Annotated in this window: 23 protein-coding genes; 13 read left to right on the forward strand and 10 right to left on the reverse strand. The window is 66.2% G+C overall.

The genetic code is table 11. The features are described from left to right. Positions 1-105: 105 nt before the first annotated feature. Positions 106-456, reverse strand: a complete 351-nt coding sequence (locus C4E04_RS14505; RefSeq protein ID WP_109598385.1) for a GFA family protein — start codon at positions 454-456, stop codon at positions 106-108. A 14-nt stretch (positions 457-470) separates the two neighbouring features. Further along, positions 471-3,149: a pyruvate, phosphate dikinase gene (gene ppdK / locus C4E04_RS14510; protein WP_109598387.1), complete on the reverse strand. Its 2,679-nt coding sequence runs from the start codon at positions 3,147-3,149 to the stop codon at positions 471-473. A gap of 198 nt (positions 3,150-3,347) precedes the next feature. Between ppdK and C4E04_RS14515 the strand changes: the two genes are divergently transcribed. Further along, entirely contained in the window at positions 3,348-5,384 is a 2,037-nt protein-coding gene (locus C4E04_RS14515; protein WP_162559411.1) for a calcium-binding protein, read from the forward strand. Between the two features lie 355 nt (positions 5,385-5,739). Here the strand turns inward: C4E04_RS14515 and C4E04_RS14520 are convergent, their stop codons facing one another. The 5 genes from C4E04_RS14520 to C4E04_RS14540 form a co-directional block, all read right to left on the reverse strand. Further along, positions 5,740-6,390, reverse strand: a complete 651-nt coding sequence (locus tag C4E04_RS14520; RefSeq protein ID WP_109598391.1) for a L,D-transpeptidase — start codon at positions 6,388-6,390, stop codon at positions 5,740-5,742. A 97-nt stretch (positions 6,391-6,487) separates the two neighbouring features. After that, on the reverse strand, positions 6,488-8,731 hold the full coding sequence (gene glyS, locus C4E04_RS14525) for a glycine--tRNA ligase subunit beta (RefSeq protein ID WP_109598393.1): 2,244 nt from the start codon (positions 8,729-8,731) through the stop codon (positions 6,488-6,490). A 14-nt stretch (positions 8,732-8,745) separates the two neighbouring features. Further along, a complete protein-coding gene (locus C4E04_RS14530; RefSeq protein ID WP_245416112.1) occupies positions 8,746-9,138 on the reverse strand; it encodes an endonuclease domain-containing protein in 393 nt (130 codons plus the stop codon). A 344-nt stretch (positions 9,139-9,482) separates the two neighbouring features. Further along, complete coding sequence (locus tag C4E04_RS14535; protein WP_109598397.1) at positions 9,483-10,439, reverse strand: glycine--tRNA ligase subunit alpha; 957 nt, start codon at positions 10,437-10,439, stop codon at positions 9,483-9,485. 326 nt (positions 10,440-10,765) lie between these two features. After that, positions 10,766-11,647, reverse strand: a complete 882-nt coding sequence (locus tag C4E04_RS14540) for a S49 family peptidase (protein ID WP_109601158.1) — start codon at positions 11,645-11,647, stop codon at positions 10,766-10,768. Positions 11,648-11,827: 180 nt separating this feature from the next. Between C4E04_RS14540 and C4E04_RS14545 the strand changes: the two genes are divergently transcribed. Beyond that, on the forward strand, positions 11,828-12,124 hold the full coding sequence (locus tag C4E04_RS14545; RefSeq protein ID WP_109598400.1) for a hypothetical protein: 297 nt from the start codon (positions 11,828-11,830) through the stop codon (positions 12,122-12,124). Positions 12,125-12,188: 64 nt separating this feature from the next. Here C4E04_RS14545 and C4E04_RS14550 read toward each other — a convergent pair whose 3' ends face one another. Both C4E04_RS14550 and C4E04_RS14555 read right to left on the reverse strand, forming a co-directional pair. Further along, positions 12,189-12,929, reverse strand: coding sequence for a tRNA1(Val) (adenine(37)-N6)-methyltransferase (locus tag C4E04_RS14550; protein WP_109598402.1), 741 nt, complete (start codon positions 12,927-12,929; stop codon positions 12,189-12,191). Beyond that, positions 12,922-13,146 (reverse strand): DUF2007 domain-containing protein, encoded by a 225-nt coding sequence (locus tag C4E04_RS14555; protein ID WP_109598404.1) that lies wholly within the window; start codon positions 13,144-13,146, stop codon positions 12,922-12,924. Before C4E04_RS14555 ends, C4E04_RS14550 begins: the two co-directional genes overlap by 8 nt. A gap of 111 nt (positions 13,147-13,257) precedes the next feature. Here C4E04_RS14555 and C4E04_RS14560 point away from each other — a divergent pair, with 111 nt between their 5' ends. The 3 genes from C4E04_RS14560 (at position 13,258) to C4E04_RS14570 (ending at position 16,886) form a co-directional block, all read left to right on the forward strand. After that, positions 13,258-14,277, forward strand: coding sequence for a polyprenyl synthetase family protein (locus C4E04_RS14560; protein WP_109601160.1), 1,020 nt, complete (start codon positions 13,258-13,260; stop codon positions 14,275-14,277). Between the two features lie 365 nt (positions 14,278-14,642). Next, complete coding sequence (locus C4E04_RS14565; RefSeq protein ID WP_109598406.1) at positions 14,643-15,452, forward strand: MetQ/NlpA family ABC transporter substrate-binding protein; 810 nt, start codon at positions 14,643-14,645, stop codon at positions 15,450-15,452. A 528-nt stretch (positions 15,453-15,980) separates the two neighbouring features. Further along, positions 15,981-16,886 carry a LysR family transcriptional regulator gene (locus C4E04_RS14570; protein ID WP_109598408.1) on the forward strand — a complete coding sequence of 302 codons (906 nt, stop codon included), beginning with the start codon at positions 15,981-15,983 and terminating at the stop codon, positions 16,884-16,886. On the opposite strand, the gene mutY is transcribed toward C4E04_RS14570, so the two are convergent. Then, positions 16,874-17,989, reverse strand: a complete 1,116-nt coding sequence (gene mutY / locus C4E04_RS14575; protein WP_109598410.1) for an A/G-specific adenine glycosylase — start codon at positions 17,987-17,989, stop codon at positions 16,874-16,876. The two genes, C4E04_RS14570 and mutY, sit on opposite strands and share 13 nt — an antisense overlap. A gap of 60 nt (positions 17,990-18,049) precedes the next feature. Here mutY and C4E04_RS14580 point away from each other — a divergent pair, with 60 nt between their 5' ends. From C4E04_RS14580 to C4E04_RS14615, 8 genes are all read left to right on the forward strand, one after another. After that, positions 18,050-18,571, forward strand: coding sequence for a DUF721 domain-containing protein (locus C4E04_RS14580; protein WP_109598412.1), 522 nt, complete (start codon positions 18,050-18,052; stop codon positions 18,569-18,571). A gap of 72 nt (positions 18,572-18,643) precedes the next feature. Next, on the forward strand, positions 18,644-19,279 hold the full coding sequence (locus C4E04_RS14585; RefSeq protein WP_109598414.1) for a DsbA family protein: 636 nt from the start codon (positions 18,644-18,646) through the stop codon (positions 19,277-19,279). Positions 19,280-19,312: 33 nt separating this feature from the next. After that, on the forward strand, positions 19,313-22,771 hold the full coding sequence (locus C4E04_RS14590; protein ID WP_109598416.1) for a chromosome segregation SMC family protein: 3,459 nt from the start codon (positions 19,313-19,315) through the stop codon (positions 22,769-22,771). Positions 22,772-22,979: 208 nt separating this feature from the next. After that, complete coding sequence (locus tag C4E04_RS14595; RefSeq protein ID WP_109598417.1) at positions 22,980-23,354, forward strand: AtpZ/AtpI family protein; 375 nt, start codon at positions 22,980-22,982, stop codon at positions 23,352-23,354. A gap of 56 nt (positions 23,355-23,410) precedes the next feature. Further along, positions 23,411-24,139, forward strand: a complete 729-nt coding sequence (locus C4E04_RS14600; RefSeq protein ID WP_109598419.1) for a F0F1 ATP synthase subunit A — start codon at positions 23,411-23,413, stop codon at positions 24,137-24,139. A gap of 57 nt (positions 24,140-24,196) precedes the next feature. Then, a complete protein-coding gene (locus C4E04_RS14605; protein WP_109598421.1) occupies positions 24,197-24,421 on the forward strand; it encodes a F0F1 ATP synthase subunit C in 225 nt (74 codons plus the stop codon). Between the two features lie 120 nt (positions 24,422-24,541). Then, positions 24,542-25,090, forward strand: a complete 549-nt coding sequence (locus C4E04_RS14610; RefSeq protein ID WP_109598423.1) for a F0F1 ATP synthase subunit B' — start codon at positions 24,542-24,544, stop codon at positions 25,088-25,090. 13 nt (positions 25,091-25,103) lie between these two features. Then, positions 25,104-25,589 carry an ATP F0F1 synthase subunit B gene (locus C4E04_RS14615; RefSeq protein ID WP_109598425.1) on the forward strand — a complete coding sequence of 162 codons (486 nt, stop codon included), beginning with the start codon at positions 25,104-25,106 and terminating at the stop codon, positions 25,587-25,589. Positions 25,590-25,641: the final 52 nt, after the last annotated feature.

The following is a 25,641-nucleotide window of genomic DNA, read 5'->3' on the forward strand; positions in this document are numbered from 1 at the left end:
TCCGTCCATCGCTGACGCATGGACAAGCTTCATCCTACATAAATGTCATTACATAACAATGCAACAGACCCTCTGCCGTCCTGGTGCGGAACCGCACCGGATTGGTCAGAAGCTGCGGCCGTCGACCGGGATCGTCGTCAGGGTGCTCAGTTCGATTCCCTCGAGGCAGCGCACGTTGATCGCCGCCATCTTCTCGCCCGACGAGGGTTTCTGGCCGTCTGCGAAGGGTGCGCAGCCGCAGGTCGGGCAGAAGCGGTGCTGGATGGCGTGCTTGTTGAAGGTGTAGGTGGACAGCTCGTCCCCACCCTGTGTGACCTTCAGGGCTTCACGCGGGACGAAATTGAGCAGGTAGCCCTTGCGGCTGCAATGGGAGCAGTTGCACTCCATGACCTGTTCGAGGTCGGTCTCGACCTCGAACGTGACCTTGCCGCAATGGCACGAACCCTTGTGGAGCATTCTCGTCCCTATCTTTAAGCCTGGCTGGCGGCGTTAGCCCCGAGCGCGGCCTGCGCCGCCGCGAGCCGCGCGATCGGCACACGATAGGGAGAGCAGGACACGTAGTCGAGTCCGACGCTCTCGCAGAAGTGGATGGATGCGGGATCGCCGCCGTGCTCGCCGCAGATGCCGAGCTTGATGCCCTCGCGTGCCTTGCGCCCGCGCTCCACGGCGATGCGGATCAGCTCGCCCACGCCCTCCTGGTCGATGGTGACGAAAGGATCGGCCGCGAGAATGCCCTTCTGGGTATAGCTCCCGAGGAAGGAAGCCGCATCGTCGCGCGAGATGCCGAGCGCCGTCTGGGTGAGGTCGTTGGTGCCGAAGGAGAAGAACTCGGCCGCTCCGGCGATATCGCCGGCCCGCAGGGCCGCGCGCGGCAGCTCGATCATCGTACCGACCTGATATTCCACCGCGACGCCCGTCTCCTTGTGGACCGCCTCGGCCATGGCGACGATGCGCGCCTTCACCAAGTCCAGCTCCGCCTTGGTCATGACGAGGGGCACCATGATCTCGGGCACGATGGGCTTGCCGGTGGCACGCCCCGCCTCGACGGCCGCCTCCAGGATGGCGCGGGCCTGCATCTCGGCGATTTCCGGATAGGCGACCGCCAGGCGGCAGCCCCGGAAGCCGAGCATTGGATTGAACTCGTTGAGCTCCACGGCGCGGCGCTTCAGCTTCTCGACCGGAGCGTTCATCGCCTCCGCGACTTCCTCCATCTCGGCTTCCGTGTGCGGCAGGAACTCGTGCAGCGGCGGATCGAGAAGGCGGATCGTGACGGGCAGCCCGCTCATGATCGTGAACAGTTCGACGAAATCGGCCCGCTGCATCGGCAGGAGCTTCGCCAGCGCCGCGCGGCGGCCCGCCTCGTCGTCCGCAAGAATCATCTCGCGGACCGCGACGATGCGGTCGCCCTCGAAGAACATGTGTTCCGTGCGGCAGAGGCCGATTCCCTCCGCGCCGAAATTGCGCGCCGTCTTCGCATCGAGGGGCGTCTCGGCATTGGCGCGCACCTTCATGCGGCGGACCTTGTCGGCCCAGCCCATGAGAGTCGCGAATTCGCCCGACAGCTCCGGCTGCAGCATCTTCACCTGGCCCAGCAGCACCTGCCCGTTGCCGCCGTCGACGGTGATGATGTCGCCCTTCTTCAGGGTCTGGCCGGCGACGATCATGGTCTGCGCATTGTAGTCGACCCGGATGGATCCGGCGCCGGACACGCAGGGCTTGCCCATGCCGCGCGCCACCACGGCCGCGTGGGAGGTCATGCCGCCGCGGGTCGTGAGGATGCCCTCGGCCGCATGCATGCCGTGGATGTCCTCCGGCGACGTCTCGATCCGCACGAGAATGACCTTGCGCCCCGCCTTCTTGGCCGCTTCCGCATCCTCGGAATTGAACACGATCTCGCCGGAGGCCGCGCCCGGCGAGGCCGGCAGGCCCATGGCCAGAACCTTGCGGTCCGCCTTGGGATCGATGGTGGGATGGAGAAGCTGGTCGAGCGCCGCGGGCTCGACCCGGGTGATCGCCTCTTCCTGGGTGATCAGCCCCTCGGAGGCGAGCTCCACGGCGATGCGCAGGGCCGCCTTCGCGGTGCGCTTGCCGTTGCGGGTCTGGAGCATCCAGAGCTTGCCCTTCTCGACCGTGAATTCCATGTCCTGCATGTCACGGTAGTGCTTCTCCAGGATGCCGTAGATGCGCACCAACTCGTTGTAGGCCTCCGGCATCGCCCTCTCCATGGAGGGCTTGTCGGAGCCGGACGCCACACGCGCCTTCTCGGTGATATCCTGCGGGGTGCGGATGCCCGCCACCACGTCCTCGCCCTGCGCATTGATGAGGAACTCACCGTAAAGCTCCCTCTCACCCGTGGAGGGGTTGCGCGTGAAGGCGACGCCGGTGGCCGAGGTCTCGCCCATATTGCCGAAGACCATGGCCTGCACGTTCACGGCCGTGCCCCAGCTCGCCGGGATGCCGTGAAGCTCGCGATACTTGATGGCGCGGTTGTTCATCCAGGAGCCGAACACCGCCCCGATGGCGCCCCAGAGCTGCTCCTCCGGGTCCTGAGGGAAGGCACGGCCCAGCTCCTTCTCGACGATGGCCTTGTAGCGCGGGATGAGCGCCTTCCAGTCGTCGGCCGAGAGGTCCGTGTCGAGGGTATAGCCGCGCCGGTCCTTGTACTCGTCGAGGGCTTCCTCGAAATAATGATGCTCGAGGCCCAGCACCACGTTCGAATACATGGTGATGAAGCGGCGGTAGGAATCGTAGGCGAAACGCTCGTCGCCGGCGCCCTTCGCCAGGGCCTGCACGGTGAGGTCGTTGAGGCCGAGATTGAGCACAGTGTCCATCATGCCGGGCATGGAGGCCCGGGCGCCGGAGCGCACCGAGACGAGGAGCGGGGTCTCGGCATCCCCGAAGGTGCGGCCCGTGAGGCTGCCCACGAAGGCGAGCGCCTTCTCGACCTCGCCCTTCAGCTCCGGCGGGTAGGAGCGCTCATGATCGTAATAATAGGTGCAGACTTCGGTCGTGATGGTGAAGCCGGGCGGGACTGGGAGACCCAGGTTGGACATCTCGGCGAGGTTGGCGCCCTTGCCGCCGAGCAGGTTCTTCATCCCGGCTTCGCCCTCAGCCTTGCCGTCTCCGAAGGCATAGACCCACTTTGTCATCTTCCGCCCCTTTGGCTCATATGACCTGCCGTCATGCAGGTGCTGGCTTGAAGCATGCCGAACCAAAACGCAACCTGAATGGCCAAGGTTCCTGCTGGGGGCATTCGCCGAAGGCCGTTTCGCCCACGGCCTCTGGCAATGGGGAGTTCATTTCATCTGAGTATAATGTTTCATTTAACCGATACTCGCGGACCGCCCATGCCCTCACCCATTATCATCGATACCACCCCTCCCTCGACAGTTACTCTCACGGCCGACCAGAGTTCCGTTACGGTCAATCCTGGGATCGGCATCGTCGGCCCGGACGACGGTTTTGGAATCGACGCCACGGCAGGCGCAGGCGGCAGCATCTTCGTGTATGGGTCCCTGTCTGCCGGGGGCGGAATCTACGACCCGTCGACGACACGCGACTCCTACAACATCGTGGTCTATGCCCAGGCCTCCATTACGGCGACGACGGGCTACGGCATCGCCCTTCAAAAGAAGGCAACGGTCATCAACCATGGCCATATCGACGCCATGCAGTTCGGGATCAGCATGGGCGACGGCAACAGCGTGGTGCTGAATAACGGCTCGATCGAGGCGAAAACCGGCATTCAAGCCTATGGCCACGAGACGATCGTCGAGAACAGCGGCTCGATCGTGACTACAGGCAACGGGATCGTTGCGATCGGTAACAATTACACCATCACAAACAGCGGCTTCATTCAGGCCGGCAGCCACGGCATCATCCTGGCCGACACGGCGGGTGTCGCAACCGTCGTCACCAATACCGGCACGCTCGGCGGAACCGTTCTTGCCTTCCGAGGAAGCGCTTTCGACAATGAGTTCATCAACCGCGGTGCCGTTATCGGCAATATCGATCTTCGCGCCGGCAACGACTTCGTAGATAGCCGGCAGGGAACGGTCACGGGCAAGATCATCCTGGGAACGGGGAACGACACGGCGCTCGGCGGAGCCGCGAACGATGTCTTCTGGGATGGACTCGGCAGCGATTCCATCGATGCCGGTGATGGCATCGACACGCTCAGCTACGAATCTTCCGTCGATGCCGCGGCACCTGTTCATGTGGATCTCGGGCTCACGACGGCACAGACCAGCCTCTGGGGCACCGATACTTTCGTGAACTTCGAGAATGTCATCGGCGGCGCGGCCGCCGACACGATCACAGGCAGTAACGGCGGCAATTTGCTCAAGGGGCTGACAGGCTCCGACAGCCTGAGCGGCGCGGGAGGCAACGATACGCTGGAAGGCGGTGCCGACAACGACGTCCTCGATGGGGGCGATGGTCTCGATACCGCCGTCTATGATGGTGCGGTCATCGTCACGGTGGATCTCCGGCTCGAGACCGTGCAGGATACCGGAGCCGGCAACGATGTCCTGACCGGAATCGAGAACCTCGTCGGTGGGTCGGCCGGCGACCGCCTCACGGGCAATGACGTCGACAATATCCTGGTCGGCAAAGGCGGCGCGGATCTCCTCTCGGGCGATGCGGGGACGGACCGCCTGGAGGGCGGAGCCGGAAACGATGTTCTGGATGGCGGCTCGGGGGCCGACACCGCCGTGTTTTCGGGCACCCGAGACAGCTACACCATCGTGGCCAATGCGGACGGGACCGTCACGGTCACCGACGCGCGCCCCGAAGGCGACGGCAAGGATGTGCTGAGGAATGTCGAAACCCTGACATTCGGCGATCTGTCCCTTGCGGCCCCGATCTATGCCGCACCGTCTCCTGTACCGTCCCCCACACCGTCTCCCGCACCGTCTCCTGCACCGTCGGCTCCTTCGGGCTCCGCGGCTCTCGCTCTCCATGGGACGTCGAAGGCCGACCATCTAACGGGCGGGAACAGTGCCGACTGGCTGTGGGGCCGCCTTGGCGCGGATGTGCTCACGGGCGGCACGGGGCGGGACATCTTCGTGTTCGACACCAATCCGAAGGCGAAGAAGAACACCGACAAGATCACCGACTTCGTCGTCAAGGACGATACGATCTACCTGGAGAACAAGTACTTCAAGATCGGCTCCAAGGGCACTCTCAAGAAGCCGGCCGCCCTGTCGAGCAAGATGTTCTATGTCGGCGCCAAAGCCCACGACAAGGACGACCGCATCGTCTACGACAAGAAGAAGGGCGCTCTCTACTACGACGACGACGGCAACGGTGCCCACAAGGCGGTAGCCTTCGCCATCCTCAAGAAGGGCCTCAAAATGACCTATCACGACTTCTTCACCATCTAAGCGCCGTGTTCCCTCCCCGGTGGGGAGAGGTGAAACACACACCGTCATTCCGGATTGCCGAAAGCCTGTCCGATTTGAAGGGCCACGCAGAGCATGGAACCCCCTGGCCGCTGACGGTGCCGGATCAGACGCAAAGGCGGTCGCGGCGCTCCATCCCGGAATGTCATCATTGTCCGGGATTTGTTTCCTCGGCGACCGGCCGGGAACTGTTGAACGGCCAGGTTAAGGAAAGAGCCGCTCCTTTCGCGTGGAATTTAGCGAAAGGAGGTGCCTCTCCGAAGAATCAGGCACCCGCGCAAAGAAAGTCCGCCGGAGCGGTGGCTCCGGCGGATCGCGATGCACGATGCGCGATGTCTCAGACCCGGTAGCGGCCGTTGCGCTTCACGTAGACTGTGGCGCCGACGGGAACGCGCTCGTAAAGATCCGCGACGTCCTCGTTAAGCATGCGTACGCAGCCGGACGAGACCTGCTCGCCGATGCTCCAGGGCTCATTGGTGCCGTGGATGCGGAACAGGATGTCGCGGCCGCCCTGGTAGAGGTAGAGGGCGCGGGCGCCGAGCGGGTTGTCGAGACCGGCCTCGCGGTAGCGCGGCAGGTCGGGCTTGATGCTGACCATGGTCTTGGTGGGCGACCAGGCGGGCCAGACTCCCTTGCGGCCGACCGAGGCGACGCCCTTCCAGGAAAAGCCCTGCTTGCCGACGCCGACGCCGTAGCGGATCGCCTTGTTGTCCGGCTGGACCAGGTAGAGCATGCGCTCGTCGATATCGACCACGATGCTGCCCGGCTTCTCGGGGCCTTTGTACTCCACCGTCTGGCGGGCGTACTTCGCATCCATCCTGCTGCGATCAACCAGCGGAATGTCGTAGGGCTTGTCGGGCGCGAGGCCGACATACCAGCCCGCGTAAGGATCCGCCTCGGCGGCAGCCTGGGGCGGTGTCTGAACGCTTTGGCACGCGGCAAGGGACACGCCCAGAAGAGCGCACGGCAGAAGGCGACGAAGAATCATCACAATGGGACCGAGAGAAACTGAGTTGCGGCCTGCCTACCGCGAAGCTGTCCGCAATGCTGTGCCCTCGCTGCAACAGCGAGGGCAGAATGCGCCCTCACCCCTCGATACGGGAAAAATCCGCAACAGTCCGAGTCGCTTCGCGGATTGCGTTCAAGAGTCGCAGGCGGTTCTCCCGCATCTCCGCATCCTCGGCATTCACCGTCACTTTGTCGAAGAAGGCATCCACGGCCGGGCGCAGGGCTGCGAGCGCCCGCATGGCGCCCTCGAAATCCTCGCGCATCACATGTTCGCGCGCATGGGCGGAGGCCGCCTCCAGCACTTCGAGCAGCACCTTCTCTTCCGGCAGGCCGCGCTCGTGAACGAGCTGCTGATTCGGCGCCGCATCGTAAGAGCGCCCGTCCTTCTTTTCCTCGATGCGGAGAATGTTCGCCGCGCGGCGGAAGCCCGCGAGAAGATTCGCACCATCCTCCGTGTCGAGGAAGCGCCCGAGCGCCTCGACGCGCCGCACGATCATGAGCAGATCGTCCTGTCCTTCGAGCGCGAACACCGCATCGATGAGATCGTGCCGCGCACCCTGATCGCGCAGATAGACCTTCAGGCGGTCGGCGAAGAAGGATAGGAGATCCTCTAAATCAAGTAGGGCCATTTCCAGCATTTTCTGCCGGAATCCTTTCTCGAAGCCCTCCATGAACTTCGTGAATTCCGCGGACAATCTTGGATCAGGAACGATTGATAGGGCAGCTTTAAGCGGACGGGCGGCGAGTTCAGAATTACTTCGATAAATTGCGGACGAAAGTCTGCCGTGTTGCGCGGCCAAGAATGCCGGCAGGTCAAGCCTAATCTCGTTCTCCAGAATGAGGCGAACAACGCCCAACGCCGCGCGCCGCAGCGCATACGGGTCCTTCGAGCCCGTCGGCTTCTCGTCGATGGCCCAGAAGCCCACGAGGGTGTCGATCTTGTCCGCGAGTGCCACCGCGACCGAGACCGGATCGGTCGGCACCCGGTCGGAGGGGCCGAGGGGCTTGTAGTGCTCCTCGATAGCCGCCGCGACGCTGACGGGCTCGCCCTGGATCGCCGCGTAATAACGGCCCATGAGGCCCTGCAGCTCGGGGAATTCGCCGACCATTTCGGTGACGAGGTCGGCCTTGGCGAGACGGGCTGCGCGCTCCGCCTCGGCCGGATTGGCGTCGACGAGGGGCGCGAGTTCCTTCGCGAGCGCCGCGATGCGCTCCACGCGTTCGTATTGCGTGCCGAGCTTCTCGTGGAACACGATGGATTTCAGCTTTTCGAGCCGGTCCTCCAGCTTCACCTTCTGGTCGGTTTCCCAGAAGAACTTGGCGTCCGAGAGACGGGCGCGGACCACGCGCTCGTTCCCGCCCACGATGGTCGCGCCGCCGTCCGTCGCCGCGAGGTTCGAGGTGAGAAGAAACTTGTTGGCGAGCTTGTCGGTGCGCGGGTCACGCAGCACAAAGCATTTCTGGTTGGCGCGGATCGTGGCGCGGATCACCTCCGGCGGAATGTCGAGGAAGGCCTCGTCGAAGGAGCCCATGAGCACCACGGGCCATTCCACGAGCCCGGCCACCTCCTCCAGGAGGCCCTCGTCCTCGACGAGCTCCAGCCCCTGCGCAAAGGCGAGGTCGCGGGCATCGTGCAGGATCATGTCCTTGCGCCGGTCAGCGTCGAGCACCACCTTGGCGCGCTCGAGGGCAGGCGCATAATCGTCGAAGCGGCGCACCTTGATGGCGCCGGGCGCCATGAAGCGATGGCCGTAGGTCTCATTTCCGGCCTCGACCCCATCCACCGAGAAGCGCACCACCTCCGGATCCTCGGTCTCGGGCCCGAAGGTGCAGACGATGGATTGCAGGGGCCTGACCCAGCGCAAGGAGCCGGGCTCTCGGGAAGCAGCACCCCAGCGCATCGATTTCGGCCACGGGAAGCTTTTCACGATCTGGGGAAGGATCTCCGCCAGCACGTCCTGGGTGGCCCGGCCCGGACGCTCGATCAGCGCCACGTAGAACTCGCCCTTCTTGGGATCCTTCTCGATCTTCGCCTCATCGAGGGAGGAGAGCCCCGCGCTCTTGAGAAAGCCCTGGACGGCCGCCTCCGGGGCGCCGACGCGCGGCCCTTTGCGCTCCTCGCGCACGTCCTGGCCCTTCACGGGCAGGCCGACGATGTTGAGCGCCAGCCGCCGCGGCGTCGCGAAGGCCTGGGCCCCCTCGTAGACGAAACCGCGCTCCACGAGCGCATCCGTCACGAGCTTCTTCAGGTCCTCAGCGGCACGCCGCTGCATCCGGGCGGGAATTTCTTCGGAGAAGAGTTCGAGGAGAAGATCGGGCATGGAAGTCGTCGCGCTCACTCCCCTCCCCCTTGTGGGGAGGGGCTGGGGGTGGGGGTGCCGGCGCCAGCGCCGTTTGAGGATGCGGTGTAAAGAGCCGCATGGATCGTGTCGAGTACGACATCGATCTGGAGCATCACTTCGTTATTCCAGAACCGGAGGACGCGGTAGCCCTCTGCGGCGAGCCATTCCGTGCGGACCGCATCGCTCCGGAGGCCCTGGTCGAACCCATGCTGGCTGCCATCCACCTCCACGATCAGTCTGGCCGTATGATGGACGAAATCGGCCACATAGGGCCCGATGGGAGATTGACGACGGAAATGACCGGATTCCACCGGAACGCGCTTGAGGTGCCACCAGAGGCGCTTCTCCGCTTCGGTCATGCGCCGGCGAAGCGATCGGGCACGCAACGTTCCTGGCTTACGGGTCGACGGCATTGTTAGTCTAGCATTTGTACCGAAGCAGTTCGTAACCTTGCAACGATTCCGGTCGAATGCGCCACATTTGCCTTCGAGCCCGTGAGCTCCCGGGACGCACTGCACGGCTCTCCTTCCCACGGATCTCGGGTGTTCCTGGGAAAGCGCTGCCCTGCTCTCCTCCCCCTTGTGGGGAGGAGCTGGAGGTGGGGGTGTCGGCGCAGGACTGAATCCAACTTAGCGCTTACACCCCCACCCTAGCCCTCCCCACAAGGGGGAGGGAAAACCGTCGCGCTTACGCTCCTCGCATCGCGCTCCGTCCCATCGGAACTTCCCCCTCAAGGGGAGGGTGAAAAGGCGGTTACGCCGCCGCCTTCCGTCTTCAGCCAGGCGGCGCCGCAGGCCTTGGCGAGCTCGCGGACGCGCAGGATGTAGCTCTGGCGCTCGGTGACCGAGATCACCCCCCGGGCATCGAGAAGGTTGAAGATGTGGCTCGCCTTGATGGCCTGGTCGTAGGCGGGCTGGGCCATGAGGTGGCGCTGGTCGTTGGCGCCTGGCTTCGGCTCGCCCTCCTCCAGATACTTGCGGCAGGCCGCCTCCGCGTCGCGGAAATGGCGGAACAGCATCTCGGTGTCGGCATATTCGAAATTGTGCCGGGAATATTCCTGCTCGGCCTGCCGAAAAATGTCCCCGTAGGTGACCTTCCGGTCGCCCTCCTGGCCGTTGAAATTGAGGTCGTAGATCGACTCGACGCCCTGGAGATACATGGCCAGGCGCTCAAGGCCATAAGTGAGCTCGCCCGCCACGGGGGCACATTCGAAGCCGGCCACCTGCTGGAAGTAGGTGAACTGCGACACTTCCATGCCGTCGCACCAGCATTCCCAGCCCAGCCCCCAGGCGCCGAGGGTCGGGCTCTCCCAATCGTCCTCGACGAAGCGGATGTCGTGCACGGCGGTGTCGATGCCGATGGCCTCCAGGGACTTCACGTAGAGGTTCTGGATGTCCGGCGGGTTCGGCTTCAGGATCACCTGGAACTGATAATAATGCTGAAGCCGGTTCGGGTTCTCGCCGTAGCGCCCATCCTTCGGGCGGCGGGAAGGCTGCACATAGGCCGCGCGCCAGGGCTTGGGACCCAAAGCCCGCAGGGTCGTGGCCGGATGGAAGGTGCCGGCGCCCATCTCCATGTCGTAGGGCTGGAGGATGACGCAGCCCTGCTCCGCCCAATAGCGCTGGAGCGTCAGGATGAGACCCTGGAAGGACCGCGCAGGATTCATATGCGCTTCATCGCTCGTCATGTCGGCGTCCGGTCTTGAGGATGTGTGATCCGCACCCTTGAGATGCAGGGCCGCGCAAGTCAAGGGTTCGGGGCAGCTATCGGGGAGTGCGGGAAGCGCGTCGCTGCTCTCCTCTCCACGGACCTCGAATATTCGCAGGAAGCGCTGTGCAGCTCTCCTCCCCCTTGTGGGGAGGAGCTGGAGGTGGGGGTGTGAGCGCCAAGCTCGATTGAGTTCAGCGCCCACACCCCCACCCTAACCCTCCCCACAAGGGGGAGGGAATTCCGTCGCGCTTCGTCCCGACCTCACATCTCACTTGCCATGGCCAACCATGACAAAACAACGTCTTACAGCCCCAGCCGGGCCCAGGCGGCCCGCTCCTCCAGGGCGCCGAGCATCGCGGATGGATCCACGAGACCCGTCTCGCCCAGGGCGCGGCGGCCGAGGAGCCGGCCGAGGAGCGGCGGGCGCGGGGGCTCGATGAGCCGCAGCTGAACCTCGTCCCCATAGCGCTGGCGCAGGATCGTGCGGATGTCGCCGACCCCGTCGGCGAGTCCGAGGCGCACCGCCTGCTCCCCAACCCAGAAGGCGCCGGAGAACAGGTCCGGCTCGGTCTCGTCGAGCTTGGCCCCGCGCCGGGAGCGTACGAGGCCGACAAAGACCTCGTGAATGTGCCGCTGCAGGTCCTTGAGCCGGGCCACGTCCCGCGGATCCTCCGGCTGGAAGGGATCGAGCATGGCCTTCTTCTCGCCGGCCGTGTAGACGCGCCGCTCGATCCCGAAGCGCTCGATGAGCCGGTCGAAGCCGAAACCGGCGGACACGACGCCGATCGAGCCGACGATCGACGAGGGATCGGCGAAGATCTCGTCGGCCGCGCAGGCGATCATGTAGCCGCCCGATGCCGCCGCATCCTCCACGAAGGCGAAGACCGGCAGCTTCTTTTCCTCCGCAAGCGCCCGGATGCGCCGGAAAATCAGATGAGACTGGGCGGGCGAGCCGCCGGGGGAATTCACCACGAGGGCAACCGCCTTCGCGCCCTTGAGCGAGAAGGCCCGCTCCAGCACCGGCGCAAGCTGGGTGATGGACAGCCCCGGCCGCAACGGCATCGCCATCCCGATGGCGCCGGACAGGCGCACCACCGGCACGACCGGCAGACGGGCGCGGAACCGGGCCGGGACAAGAAATTGCAAGCGCTCGGGGAGACGGGAGATCAGGGAACCTTGAGCCATGACGTTCATGTAGTGCGGCCGAAATGTTGTTGGAGACCCTGCACCGGATTGGCCAAGATGAACATTCCTTTAGGGAAACCTTTGGCGTCTGTTCAGTTAGGTTCTTTTAAAGAATAGGACCTAGAACAGCCCGATCGATACTGTGTATCGGCCAGGCTATGCCCGAGCAAGGAGATCCAGATGCGACACTTTCTTTTCGGTCTCATTGGCATGAGCGCCTTAGGCTTCGGCGCTGTTGCCGCCCAGCCTGCCTCGGCCCAGCCCTTCTATCCGGGGTATCAGGAGCGTCCCTTCGTCGAGACCGTGCAGTATTACGGCCCTCCGCCCGGTCATTATCGCCGCTGGCACCGTCCCCCGCCGCCCCGCTATGGCTATTACGGCCGGCCCTATCGCCCGGCCGTGCGCTGCTGGGTGCGCCCCGAGCGGGTCTGGAACGGCTATCGCTGGGTGAGCCGCCCGGTTCGGATCTGCCGCTGAGCGGGTCTTCCACAAATCGAACGAAATGGGGCGCCCTCAGGCGCCCTTTTTCATGCGCCCCGCGTCACGACAATCCGGCCTCACCCCGATGGATCCCGGCTGCCAGGGGCGTGAAACGCCCTTCCGGACCGTGCAGCACAAGGGGCGGCAGGACCGCTAGGGGGGCGCGGCTGCCCTTCGTGCCCGACAGAAGCAGGCGAATCGCCGGACGGTCAGCCGTCGGATGGACGAACCGGACCGCAAGATCGCCGAGCCGTCCCGCCACGGCCGCGAGGCATTCCCCGAGCCGGTCGGCGCGATGGATGAGGACGAGCCGTCCCCCGGGCCGGAGGAGCGCCATGCAGGCGGCAAGCCAGGCCTCGAGCCCACCGGCCGGGAGGGCATGGGCGGCCGAGCGGCCGGGATCTGGCGACAGGCGTGAGCGCCCCTCCTCCAGGAAGGGCGGATTAGTGAGGACGAGGTCGGCGCTTTCGGCCGCGAGCCCTGCTGCCCGCCGCGCCGCGCGGTCGAGCACATCCGCCACCGCCACCGCCGCGTCCACGCCGTTCTCCCGGCAATTCTGGCGGCAGAGTTCCGCGAGATCAGGGTCACGCTCCACGAAGACGAGGTCCGCGGCCTTCTCCCGGGCCGCCACCATGAGGCCGACGGCGCCCGTGGCGGCCCCCACGTCGATCACCCTGTCGCCCGGTCGGACGGGTGCCGCGGCCGCGAGCAGGACCGCATCGGTGCCTGCCCGGTGACCCTTTCGCGGCTGAAGCAGGGAGACGCGCCCGTCGAGGAGCGAATCGGTCGTGACGTCAGACATGGCGCAGCTCGGCATCGAGCCCCGCTTCCCGGATGAGGCGCCTCGCCTGGGCGACATGGTCGTCCGGAACCAGGATGCGGCGCGGAAAGGCGCCGGTCATGCCCTCCAGCGCGCTGATATGCATGTCGGCGACCAGAACGGGGATATTGGCGTTTTCCAACAAGGATTGTAGGAAGCCGATCAGAACGAGATCGCTGCTTCTGACGATTTCGACCATCGGCGCCGGGCTCCTCCTGCGGCAAGCTCCGCATTGCTGCATGAGATCCGCCATGCCACGGTGTCCAGATATTCCTTCCGGCGTCCTGCGCCGGCAACCCGGGTTGAGAGCGTGGGCGTCGTCGTACCCTTCGAAGACAAGCATCCTGAGCGGAATGCGAGCATCGAGAAGCTCGTCTCCCTTGTGTCCTCGGACATGGAGCGGGTCAATGCGATGATCCTGTCGCGGACCGGCTCCGACGTCACCATGATCCCCGAGGTGGCGAACCACCTCATCTCGTCCGGTGGCAAGCGCCTGCGCCCGATGCTGACCCTCGCGACCGCCGGCCTCTCGGGCTACGAGGGCGACGGGCACGTGAAGCTCGCGGCCAGCGTCGAGTTCATGCACACCGCCACCCTCCTCCACGACGACGTGGTGGACGAGAGCGACATGCGCCGGGGCAAGATCGCGGCCCGTATCAAGTGGGGCAACGAGGCGAGCGTCCTGGTGGGCGACTTCCTGCTCGGCCAGGCCTTCCGCATGATGGTGGAGGTCGGCTCGCTCCGCGCCCTCGACATCCTCTCGGCCGCCGCCACGGTGATCGCCGAGGGCGAGGTGATGCAGCTCGCCGCCGCCAAGAACACCGAGACCACGGAGGACGAATACCTCGCGGTCATCCGGGGCAAGACCGCGGAGCTCTTCGCGGCCGCCTGCGAGGTCGGCCCGGTGATCGCCAACCGTCCCAAGGCCGAGCAGGCCGCCTGCCGCTCATACGGGATGAATCTCGGCATCGCGTTCCAGCTCGTGGACGATGCTCTCGATTACGGCGGTACGGCCGCAACGCTCGGCAAGAACGTGGGCGACGATTTCCGCGAGGGCAAGATCACCCTGCCGGTGGTGCTTTCCTTCCGGCGCGGCTCGGACGAGGAGCGCGCCTTCTGGCGGCGTGCCCTGGAGCAGGGCGAGGCGGGCGATACGGATCTCGACCAGGCCATCGCGATCATGCGCCGCCACCGGGCGCTTGAGGACACCATCGAGCGCGCCAGGCATTACGGCGCCATGGCCCGCGACGCCCTCGCGCTCTTCCCGAACGGGCCGATGAAGCAGGCCCTCCTCGAAACCGTCGATTTCTGCATCGCCCGCGCCTACTGACCGGCATCCGCCATCCGACGCGTTTCATAAAAAGAACATTTCGGTTGACATAGCGTCCGACCCGACGCATGGTTCCTTTGCTGATGGGCGGTTCCGACCGCCCGTCAGCCGCGGTGATTTGAGACGAGCAGCTTGCGCCGCGTCATCAAACGCTAAAGCGCCACGGAGCGACCTCCGCCTCGTGGTTCACGGGATCTGTGCCATGACGCGCCTTCATTCTCTGCCGCTTCTCCTGCCGGGCCGAATGCCCGCCGGGACCTGCCGGCCGCGACGCCTCACGGCCTGATCCCCTCCCCTCCAGAACCGCAATGTCCGCCCGGCCCTTCACGGCCGGCGACCGAATGCGCCTTGAAAGGTTGAAACCCATGTTCGACATCACCCGCCGCACACTTCTCTCTGCAACCCTCGTCCTCGGCACGGCCCTTGCGACGACGCTGCCTGCCGCTGCCGCCGACCAGACCATCAAGGTCGGGGTCATGTCCGGCGCCGAGGAGGAGGTCGCCGAGGTGGTGAAGAAGGTCGCGGCCACCAAGGGGCTGACCGTGCAGCTCGTGCCGTTCTCCGATTACGCCCTCGTCAACGAGGCGCTCGCCCGCGGCGACCTCGACGCCAACGCCTTCCAGCACAAGCCCTATCTCGACGCCCAGATCGCGGCGCGCGGCTATAAGATCGTGCCTGTCGGCTTCACGTTCGTCCAGCCGATCGGGCTCTATTCCAAGAAGCTCAAGGCCGTGGCCGACCTGCCGAAGGGCGCCAAGATCGGCCTTCCGAACGATCCGAGCAACGGCGGGCGCGCCCTCAACCTCCTGGCCGCACAGGGCCTCATCAAGCTGAAGGACGGCAAGGGCCTGTCGCCGAGCCTCCTCGACATCGCCGAGAGCCCGAAGGGCCTCGTCTTCTCCGAGCTCGATGCCGCGCAGCTTCCCCGCGCCCTGCCCGATCTCGACGCGGCGGTGATCAACACCGACCACGCCATCAACGGAGGCCTCGACATCCGCAAGGACACGATCGCCGTCGAGGCGCGCGAGGGCAATCCTTACGCCAACTTCATCGCGGCCCGGCAGGGCGAGGAGAACCGCCCCGAGATCAAGACCTTCGTGGCCTCCTACCAGTCCCCGGAAGTCGCCGCCTTCCTCGACACCCGCTTCAAGGGCGCGATCATCCCGGCTTGGTAAGGAACTGCTTGCGTCATTTCCTTACATTCATCCCCGGGCTTGTCCCGGGGATTTTTGTTTCGCGCCGTGGAAAAGGAGTGGGTAGCCGGGACAGCCCCGGCCATGACGGGGAGTACACCGTCATTCCGGGGCGCCGTAGGCGAGCCCGGAACCCATAACCGCTGGCGGTGCAGAATGGGATGTAACGACTGCCGTAGCCGCATGTTCTGAAATGTTGGTGTTTATGGGTTCCGGGCCTGGTCCTGCGGACCATCCCGGAATGACGGAGTGGCACGGCAGATTTCCCTCCCCACAAGGGAGGAGAGCCGCGGTGCGCTTCCCGAGAACACCCGAGATCTGTACCGAGGAGCCCCCGCTGCGGCGCCCTAGAGTGATGCGCGAGGCCCAGCCTCACCTCCCCAGGAATGAAGACGGCTCCCACGAGACTGGCGGGCTGTGTCGGGTCGCGGGAGGCACGATGGTGGCGCGAACGCTCCGCCGGAGACATGCCCCTATGCGCGACCGACCCAACGGCTTTAATCTCGTTTCATGGATTCTCCTTCTCTCGACCCATCCCGGGACGCCCAGGCGGAACCGTCCTGGGACGACCTCAAGATCTTTCTGGCTGTGGTGGCTCATGGATCGATGAACGGCGCCGGACGGGCGCTGGGCCAGAGCCAGCCGACCATTGCGCGGCGCGTGCGCACCCTGGAGGAATGCCTCGGCGTCGATCTGTTCCAGCGCGGCCCCAACAGCCTGAACCTCACAGATGCGGGGCGTGCCGTGCTGGAGGCGGCCTCCCCCATGGCGGAGGCTGCCCGCTCCGTCCCCAAGCTCGCGGCTGCCTATCGGCCCGACCCGGAGGCCCCGGTGCGGCTGACTGCGACCATGTCGGTGACCATGTTCCTGTCGCACCATGCGGCAAGGCTCGCCAGCGCCACGGCTCCGACCGAGATCGCCTATATCCCCATGCGGCGGAAGGCGGATCTCGCGGCCGCGGAGGCGGACATCGCCCTGCGGCTGCGGCGGATGCCCGAGGAGGAGGACCTGATCGTCCGCAAGATCGGCCGCATCGCCTTCGCGATCTATGCCCGCACGCCGGACGTCGCCGCCGTGATCGTGCCACCGGAAGATCCCAACCTGTCCCGGCAGGCCGCCTTCATCGCGCACTACGCAAACGGCCGCCCCATTGCGGCGAGGATCGGGGACGTGCCGATTCGCTATCAGGCCACGAAGGCGGGCCTGGGGGCAGCCGTGCTGCCCTGCTGGCTGGGGGACGCCGAGCCGGAACTCGTGCGCGTGGCGGATCCGACCGACGAGATGGTCGAGGACATCTTCCTCGTCACCCACCGGCGCGGCCGCGACCGGGAGAGCGTCGCCCGGGTCTCGGCCGCTCTGGTCGACCTGTTCCGGCGCGAGCGCGACGCACTCGCCGGAACCCGTCAGGCCGACTGAGCGCGCTTCCCCTTCGGCGTCCCTTTTACGGGTGCCGCCTCCCCCAGAGCATGGGCCAGCACCTTCTTCATGACGCCCGGCAAGGCCTCGCCGGGCAGCTCCCGGCGCGGCGTCCAACGCATGTCGTCCGGGGCGGGCGTGCCTTTCGGGACCTTGGCGAAGAGCACGGTCAGCTCGAGGGGGAAATGCGTGAAGACGTGACGTACCGTGCCCGGGAGGCGCTGCCAGCGGGCCTCGATGGGGGCGTCCAGCACGGCGCGGGAGGGCTCGTAATCGGTTTCCCAGGCGCTCGTGGGCGCCTCGGCCATGCCGCCGAGAAGCCCCTGGGGCGGGCGGGTCCGCAGGAGCACGCTGTCGTCGGCGCGCAGCACCACGAAGGCTGCGCCCTTGCGCAGGGGCCCGGTCTCCTTCTTCTGCTTCCTCGGAAAGGTCTCCTGCAGGCCAGCGGCCCGGGCCCGGCAGGGCTTCATCCATGGACATAAGGCGCAGGCGGGCCGTTTCGGCGTGCAGATGGTGGCGCCTAGATCCATGAGGGCCTGGGCGAAATCCCCCGGACGGTCCGTCGGGACCATCTCCTGGGTCAGGGCCCGAATCTGAGGCTTGGCTTTGGGGAGCGGATCCTCGATTGCGAAGAGCCGGGACACCACCCGCTCTACATTGCCGTCGACCGCCGCGGCCGGTTCTCCGAACGCGATGGCCGCCACCGCAGCCGCCGTATAGGCGCCGACGCCCTTGAGCTTCAGGAGTTCGGCCTCGATCGCCGGAAAGCTCCCGCCATGCTTGTCCACAACCGCTTTCGCGCAGGCATGGAGGTTGCGGGCGCGGGAATAATAGCCGAGCCCTGCCCAGGCCTGCATCACAGCCTCGACGGGTGCCTCCGCCAGGGCCGTGACGGTGGGGAAGCGTTCGAGAAAGCGCTGATAGAAAGGTTTTACGGCCGCCACGGTCGTCTGCTGCAGCATGATCTCGGACAGCCAGACACGGTAAGGGTCCGCGGTTTCGCCGGGCTTCGCGCGCCATGGCAGGTCGCGCCGGTGACGGTCGTACCAGGCGAGCAGATCGGCGGGGTCGGGCTTGGTGACGCGCAAGGCGGACGTTAACATGTGTCGTGGAATACCGGTCCTGTCGGAAGATTCCAACGCGGCTTTTGGATCGAAATCAACATGCGCCAGCCGAGGCCCAGGCCCCGCCCTCGCCCCCTTGCCGATTTTCTCGACTCGTGCCTCGGCCCGAGCCTTGCGGCGCAGGGCTTCGCCACCTCGGACGTGATCGTCGCCTGGCCGGACATCGTCGGCGAGCGCCTGGCCGCCTTCACCCAGCCCCTCAAGATCGAGTGGAAGCGCAAAGGCCCCCATGCGGACCCGGAGGCGCGGCCCGACCCCGCTACCCTCGTGGTCAGGGTCGAGAGCGCCTTCGCGCTGGAGATGCAGCACCTCGCCCCCGTGGTGATCGACCGGGTCAACACCTATTACGGCTGGCGCTGCATCGGGAAGCTGGTGCTCAAGCAGGGTCCGGTCCGGCGGGCCGAGAAGCCCCGCCCGGCCGTCCGTGCCCTCTCGGAGGCCGACCGCGAGCGCCTCGCGGCGGTCGTCCAGCCCATCGAGGACGAGACTCTGCGCGCTGCCCTGGATCGATTGGGGCAGGCCATCGTTGGTTCGGGCGGCGGGACGCGCACGAAAGCGTGACGGAACGGACGCTTGCCAGGCGGCGCGTCTCACTCTACCGCAGGATGAAGTCTCTCACGGAGCATTTTGCAGATGATCACCCGGCGTCAATCGCTTCAGCTTCTCGGTACGGCCGCCGTGGCCGCCTTCGTGACCACGAGCCTGCCGGCCTTTGCGCAGGACGCTTCGGCCCAGGACCTGGCCGTTCAGGGGCCCCTCGGGGACGTTGCGCTCGGCCCGGAGGGCGCCAAGGTCACGATCATCGAATACGCCTCGCTGACCTGCTCCCACTGCGCGCATTTCCACAACGATACCTGGCCCGAGTTCAAGAAGCGCTATATCGACACCGGCAAGGTGCGCTTCGTCCTGCGCGAGTTCCCCCTCGATCCCCTGGCGACGGCAGGCTTCATGCTCGCCCGCTGCGACGGGAACGACAAGTATTATCCGATCACCGACCTGCTCTTCGAGCAGCAGAAAAACTGGGCCTTCGTGGACAAGCCCCTCGACGCCCTGCGCCAGATCATGAAGCAGGCCGGTTTTTCACAGGAGAAATTCGACGCTTGCTTGCGGGACCAGAAACTATATGACGCGGTAAACGCGGTGAAGAACCGAGGGATCTCGCAGTTCAAGGTGGACTCGACGCCGACTTTCTTCATCAATGGTCAGCGTCACCCGGGAAGCATGTCGATCGATGAGCTTGAGCAGATTATCAAGCCCCTACTGGGATAACCCCTCCTCCCGGGAGAGAGCGGGGGCGCGTCGATGAAGCTGACGCGCCTGCGCATTGCCGGATTCAAGACCTTCGTCGAGCCGACCGATTTCCTGATCGAGCCGGGCCTCACCGGCGTCGTCGGGCCGAACGGCTGCGGCAAGTCGAACCTCGTCGAGGCTTTGCGCTGGGTTATGGGAGAAAACTCCCACAAGAACATGCGCGCCACCGGGATGGACGACGTCATCTTCTCCGGCTCAGGCGGGCGCCCGGCCCGCAATTCGGCCGAGGTGATGATCACCATCGACAATGCGGAACGCACCGCTCCGGCCGCCTTCAACGACGCCGAACTCCTGGAGATCTCCCGCAAGATCGAGCGCGAGGAAGGCTCCACCTACCGGATCAACGGCAAGGAGGTGCGCGCCCGCGACGTGCAGATCCTCTTCGCGGATGCCGCGACCGGCGCCCGTTCGCCCGCCCTGGTGCGCCAGGGGCAGATCAGCGAGATCATCTCGGCCAAGCCCCAGTCCCGCCGCCGCATCCTTGAGGACGCAGCCGGCATCGCGGGCCTCCATGCCCGCCGCCACGAGGCGGAGCTCAGGCTCAAGGCCGCCGAGGACAACCTGCTGCGCGTCGAGGACGTGATCCGCGAGCTGGAAAGCCAGGTCGACAGCCTCAAGCGCCAGGGCCGCCAGGCGGCGCGCTACAAGAACCTCTCGTCCGAGATCCGCCGGCTCGAAGCCCTGATGTACGCCATCGGCTTCGCCGAGGCCCGCGAGCAGGCGGCCGCCTCCGAGCAGCAGGCGGCCGACGACCTGAAGGCGGTGGCCGACCGCACCGAGGAGCAGACCAAGGCCGCGACCGCCCAGGCGATCGCCGCCCATGCGATTCCCCCCTTACGGGAGGAGGAGGCCAAGGCCGCGGCGGCCCTCCAGCGCCTCACCCATGCCCGCAACGAGCTCGAATCGGAGGAGCGGCGCTCCAAGGAGCGCGTGACCGAGCTGGAGCGCCATATCGGCGACCTGCACCGGGACCTCGCCCGCGAGGCGGCCCAGCGCAGCGACGCGGAGGCGACCATCGGGCGCCTCACTGAGGAAGAGGCTGAGATCGCGCTGACGACCGACGGCGCGGACGACACCCGCGTCGAGAGCGAGGAGCGCCTCCATGCCGCAGAGGCGGCGCTCAACGAGGCCGAAGCCGCCCTGAGCGCCCTCCAGGCCCAGACCTCAGACCTCAATGCCCGCCGGGCCGCCCTGGAGCGCGCGATCCGCGAGGAGATGGAGCGGGCGGCCCGCTTCGCGGCCGAGCGGGAGCGGATCGAGCGGGATATCGCGGCCCTTGCGGCCCCTCCGGAGGACGGCCCCTCGGCCGATATCCTGCGCGAGGAGATGGCCCTTGCCGAGGAAGTGGCCGAGAACGCCGAAGAAGCCGTGATCGCCGCCCGCGAGGCGCTGGCAGCCGCCCGCGAGGGCGAGAACCGCCTGCGCCAGCCCCTCAACGAGGCCGAGCGCAAGGCCCAGCGCCTGGAGACCGAGGCCCGCACGCTCGCCAAGCTCGTCACCTCGGCGACCGGGGACCTCTGGCCGCCGGCCCTCGACCAGATCACCGTGGACAAGGGCTACGAGACGGCTCTCGGCGCAGCGCTCGGGGACGACCTCGACGCCTCCACCAACCCTTCGGCGCCCGCCCATTGGGCGGAGACCGGCCCGGGCGAGAGCGACCCGGTCCTGCCCGAAGGCGTGACCTCCCTGGCAGATCTCTGCCGAGCCCCCGCGCCCCTGCGGCGGCGCCTGCGCCAGATCGGCGTGGTCACCAAGGAGGACGGCCTTCGCCTGCGCGGCCTCCTGAAGCCCGGACAGCGCCTGGTTTCCCAGGAGGGCGATCTGTGGCGCTGGGACGGCTTCACGACCGCCGCGGAGGCGCCCTCCCCGGCTGCCCGCCGCCTGGCCGAGAAGAATCGCCTCGGCGACCTGGAGCGGGAGGCCGCTGCGGCCCGGAAAGAAGCCGAGCGCCTGCGTCACGAGGCCGAGGAGGCCCTGGGCACGGTCCGCACGGCTGCATCCCACGAAATGCAGGCCATCGAAGCCGCCCGTCAGGCGCGGCAGGCACTCGATGCGGCCCGCACCCGCCTGACCCAGGCGGAGCGACGCGAGGCGGAGCTCGGCCAGCGCCGCTCGGCCCTTCAGGAGGCTCTGGCCCGGCTGTCCGACAGCGAGAGCGAGGCGCAGGAGCGCGTCGCCGATGCGCAATCCGCCCTAGAGGATCTGGCCCCGGCGCCCGATCTGGAGAATCGGCTCCTGGAGGAGCGCACCCGGGTGGCCGAGCGCCGGGCTGCCGCGTCCGAGGCCCGGGCGGCCCTGCAATCCCTCGTCCACGAAGCCGAGATGCGGCGCAGGCGGCGGGAGGCCATCGCGGCCGACATTCGCCTGTGGACGGAGCGCGCCGCCCGCGCCGCCAGGGCTCTCGAAGATTTGGGTGAGCGCCTGGAGCGTGCCCAGGACGAGCACCAGAGGCTGCTCGACGCGCCCGACACCTACCTGCTGCGCCGCCGCGCCCTGATGGCCGAGGTTGAGGAGGCCGAGGCCCGCCGCAAGGAAGCGGCCGACCGGCTGGCCGATGCCGAGACCCATCTGGCCGAGACGGACCGGGCCGCCCGGGCGGCCCTGGAGGCCCTTTCGGCCGCCCGTGAGTCGCGCGCCGGCTCCCAGGCCCGGCACGAGGCCGCAGTCCAGCGTCTCGCCGAGATCACCCGCGCCATCGCCGAAAATCTCGACACCACCCCGGCCGGGCTGATCGAGCTGGCCGGCCTCAAGGACGGAATCGAGCTGCCGAGCCAAGGCGAGATCGAGGCAAAGCTCCACAGCCTGAAGAACGACCGGGAGCGCCTCGGCGCCGTGAACCTGCGGGCCGAGGAGGAACTGAACGAGCTCGAGACGAAGCACGGCTCCATCGCGACCGAGCGGGACGACCTCGTCGAGGCGATCAAGCGCCTGCGCGGCGCCATCGGCAGCCTCAACCGCGAGGGCCGCGAGCGCCTGCTCGCAGCCTTCGACGTGGTGAACGCCCACTTCCAGCGCCTTTTCAGCACTTTGTTCGGCGGCGGCACTGCGGAGCTGACCCTGGTCGATTCGGACGATCCGCTGGAAGCGGGGCTGGAGATCCTGGCCCGCCCGCCGGGCAAGAAGCCGCAGAGCATGACTCTGCTCTCCGGCGGCGAGCAGGCACTCACCGCCACGGCCCTGATCTTCGCGGTCTTCCTGACCAACCCGTCGCCCATCTGCGTTCTGGACGAGGTGGACGCACCGCTCGACGACGCCAATGTGGAGCGCTACTGCGACCTGCTCGAAGAGATGGCCCGCAGCACCGAGACCCGCTTCGTGGTCATCACCCACAACCCGATCACCATGGCGCGCATGGACCGCCTGTTCGGCGTCACCATGGCCGAGCGGGGCGTGTCGCAGCTGGTCTCGGTCGATCTTCAGAGCGCCGAGCGCATCCTTGAGACGGTGTAAGGGTTTTGCCCCACCGTCATCATTCAGCCCCAGAATCGTGACCGATTCCGCGCCAAGCTGTCGCTCAGAGAATTATTTTCATTACTTTTCAATAACTTAACTCTTTCCCGACGGTCCTTGACAGGGGGGACCCTCCCCCATATGTTTCGCGCGGCTTTCGGGGCCGGGATTCCAGACCTTTCCCGCACCGCTGACAGAGGAGAACGCCATGGCGGACCCTACGAAGCGGAACGGTGAAAACGGTCAGGAGCCGACCAGTTCCGACGATGCTAACCTGACAGCGAGACTGAAATCCCTCGATGCGCGGATCGACCAAGCGACCGCACAGCGAACCAGGACTACAGAATCGCCGTCCCGTTCGAAGTCCGATTCGAGCGCGCTCAGCCAAGGCATTCGGCTTTCGGCGGAGTTCGTCTCAGGAGTCGCGGCAGGCGGGATTGTCGGGTGGCTCGTCGATCATCTGTTCGGAGTCTCTCCCTGGGGGCTCATCGTTTGCATCATCCTCGGCTTCTGCGCCGGGATGCTCAATCTTCTACGAGCAGCGGGAGTGCTGAAAAGCGCCCGTTACGATGACAAGCGGTGACCTATCCCATTCCCCGGCCATACGGCGACAGGCAACAGCGGTTTTAAGAGCGGATCATGGCAAGCCCGATTGAGCAATTCCAGATCAAGCCCATCATTCCTGTCATCAACTTCACCAATTCGTCGCTGTTCATGGTCGGCGCCGTCGCGGTCATCGTCGGCGGCCTGCTGCTTGCCACCCGCAAGCGCGCCGTCGTGCCCGGCCGCGCCCAGTCTGTCGCCGAGGTGCTGCACGATTTCGTGGCCGGAACCTTGAGAGATGCGGCCGGCGAAGAAGGAATGAAGTTCTTCCCGTTCGTCTTCTCCCTGTTCATGTTCGTGTTCACGGCGAACATGCTCGGCATGATCCCGGGCTTCTTCACGGTCACGAGCCACGTGATCGTCACCTTCTCGCTGGCGCTCCTCGTCATGGGCACCGTGGTGATCTACGGCTTCATGCGGCACGGCACCCACTTCCTCGGTCTCTTCGTGCCGTCGGGCGTGCCGGCTTGGCTTCTGCCCTTCATCGTCGTGATCGAACTGATCTCCTTCCTGTCCCGGCCGATCTCCCTGTCCCTGCGTCTCTTCGCGAACATGCTCGCGGGACATATCGCGCTGAAGGTTTTCGCCGGCTTCGTGGTGGCGCTGCTCGGCGCCGGCGGAGCCCTGGCGATCCTCTCTCCGCTTCCGCTTCTCATGGCGGTCGCTCTCATGGCGCTCGAGTTCCTCGTCGCCGCTCTGCAGGCCTACGTCTTCACGGTGTTGACCTGCATCTACCTCAACGACGCGCTGCACCCGGGCCACTAGGTCTGCGCTGCGTTAGTTCCCTCCCTCCCGGTCAAACACCCCTTTAAGGAGATCACGATGGATCCGGTTGCTTTCAAGTTCCTTGGCGCGGGCCTCGCCTGCATCGGCATGGGCCTCGCCGCTATGGGCGTCGGCAACATCTTCGGCAACTTCCTCTCGGGCGCCCTGCGCAACCCGTCGGCCTCGGACAGCCAGTTCGCTCGCGCGTTCATCGGCGCCGCGCTCGCGGAAGGTCTTGGCATCTTCTGCCTCGTCGTCGCCCTCGTCCTGCTGTTCACCTAAGATTTTCACGGTGATCGGGAGGGCGAAGCGCTGAGCGCTTCGCTTCGACAAAGGTGACGGCGGGACACCGCCGTCATTCATCGTTTCTAGGATGACCCATATCCTGTCAGGATCAGCTCCATGGCTCAGGCCCAGACGACCCATGCTGCAACGGAAGCGCACGGCGGCGCTCACGAAGACATCGGCTTTCCGCCCTTCCAGACGGAAACCTATGCGGGCCAGATTATCTGGCTGACGATCACCTTCGTCGCGCTTTACGTCCTGCTTTCCAAACTGGTTCTGCCGCGCCTGTCGGGCATCATCGAGAACCGCCGCACGACGATTGCGAGCGACCTCGACGAGGCGGCCGCCATGAAGACCCGCGCCGAGGAAGCCGGAGTTGCCTACGAAAAGGCGCTCTCAGAAGCCAAGGCCCGCGCCCAGGCTCTCGCCCAGGAGGCCCGCTCGAAGGTCTCGGCCGAGACGGACGCCAAGCGTAAGGCCCTCGAGGCCGATCTCGGCCAGCGCCTCGCCGAATCCGAGGCGGTCATCGCCCGGAAGAAGTCCGACGCCATGGCCAATGTCCGCGGCATCGCCGCCGAGACGGCCAGCGCCATCGTCGAGCGCCTGACCGGCAAGGCTCCGGCTCCGCAGGCGGTGGAAGCCGCCCTCGACCAAACCAAGGCTTGATCAGGAGATCCACATGCTGTCCAGCGCTGAATTCTGGGTCGCCGTCGCCTTCTTCATCTTCTGGGGCATCCTGTTCTACTACGGGGTCCCGGCCAAACTCATGAGCTCGCTCGATTCCCGCGGCAAGCGGATCGCAGACGAGCTCGCCGAGGCCAAGCGCCTGCGCCAGGATGCCGAGAAGCTCCTCCGGGAGTTCGAGGCCAAGCGCGCGGCCGCCGAGCGTGAGGCTGCCGACATCGTCTCCACCGCCAAGGAAGAGGCCGAGCGCCTTGCCCAGGAAGCCCAGGAGAAGATGGCCGACTTCGTGAAGCGCCGCACGGCTTCCGCCGAGGCGAAGATCGCCCAGGCCGAGGCCCAGGCCTCCGCCGAAGTCCGCGCCGCCGCCGTCGACGCCGCTGTCCGGGCTTCCGAGCGCGTCCTGCGCGACGAGCTGTCCGGCCCGGTGGGCGCTTCGCTCGTCGAGAAGAGCCTGAGCGACGTCCGCGCGAAGCTGCAGTAAGGCTTTGCCGCACAACTAAATCGGAAGGCCGCCTCCGGGCGGCCTTTTTCGT

This window comes from Microvirga sp. 17 mud 1-3 (assembly GCF_003151255.1).
GTDB lineage: Bacteria > Pseudomonadota > Alphaproteobacteria > Rhizobiales > Beijerinckiaceae > Microvirga.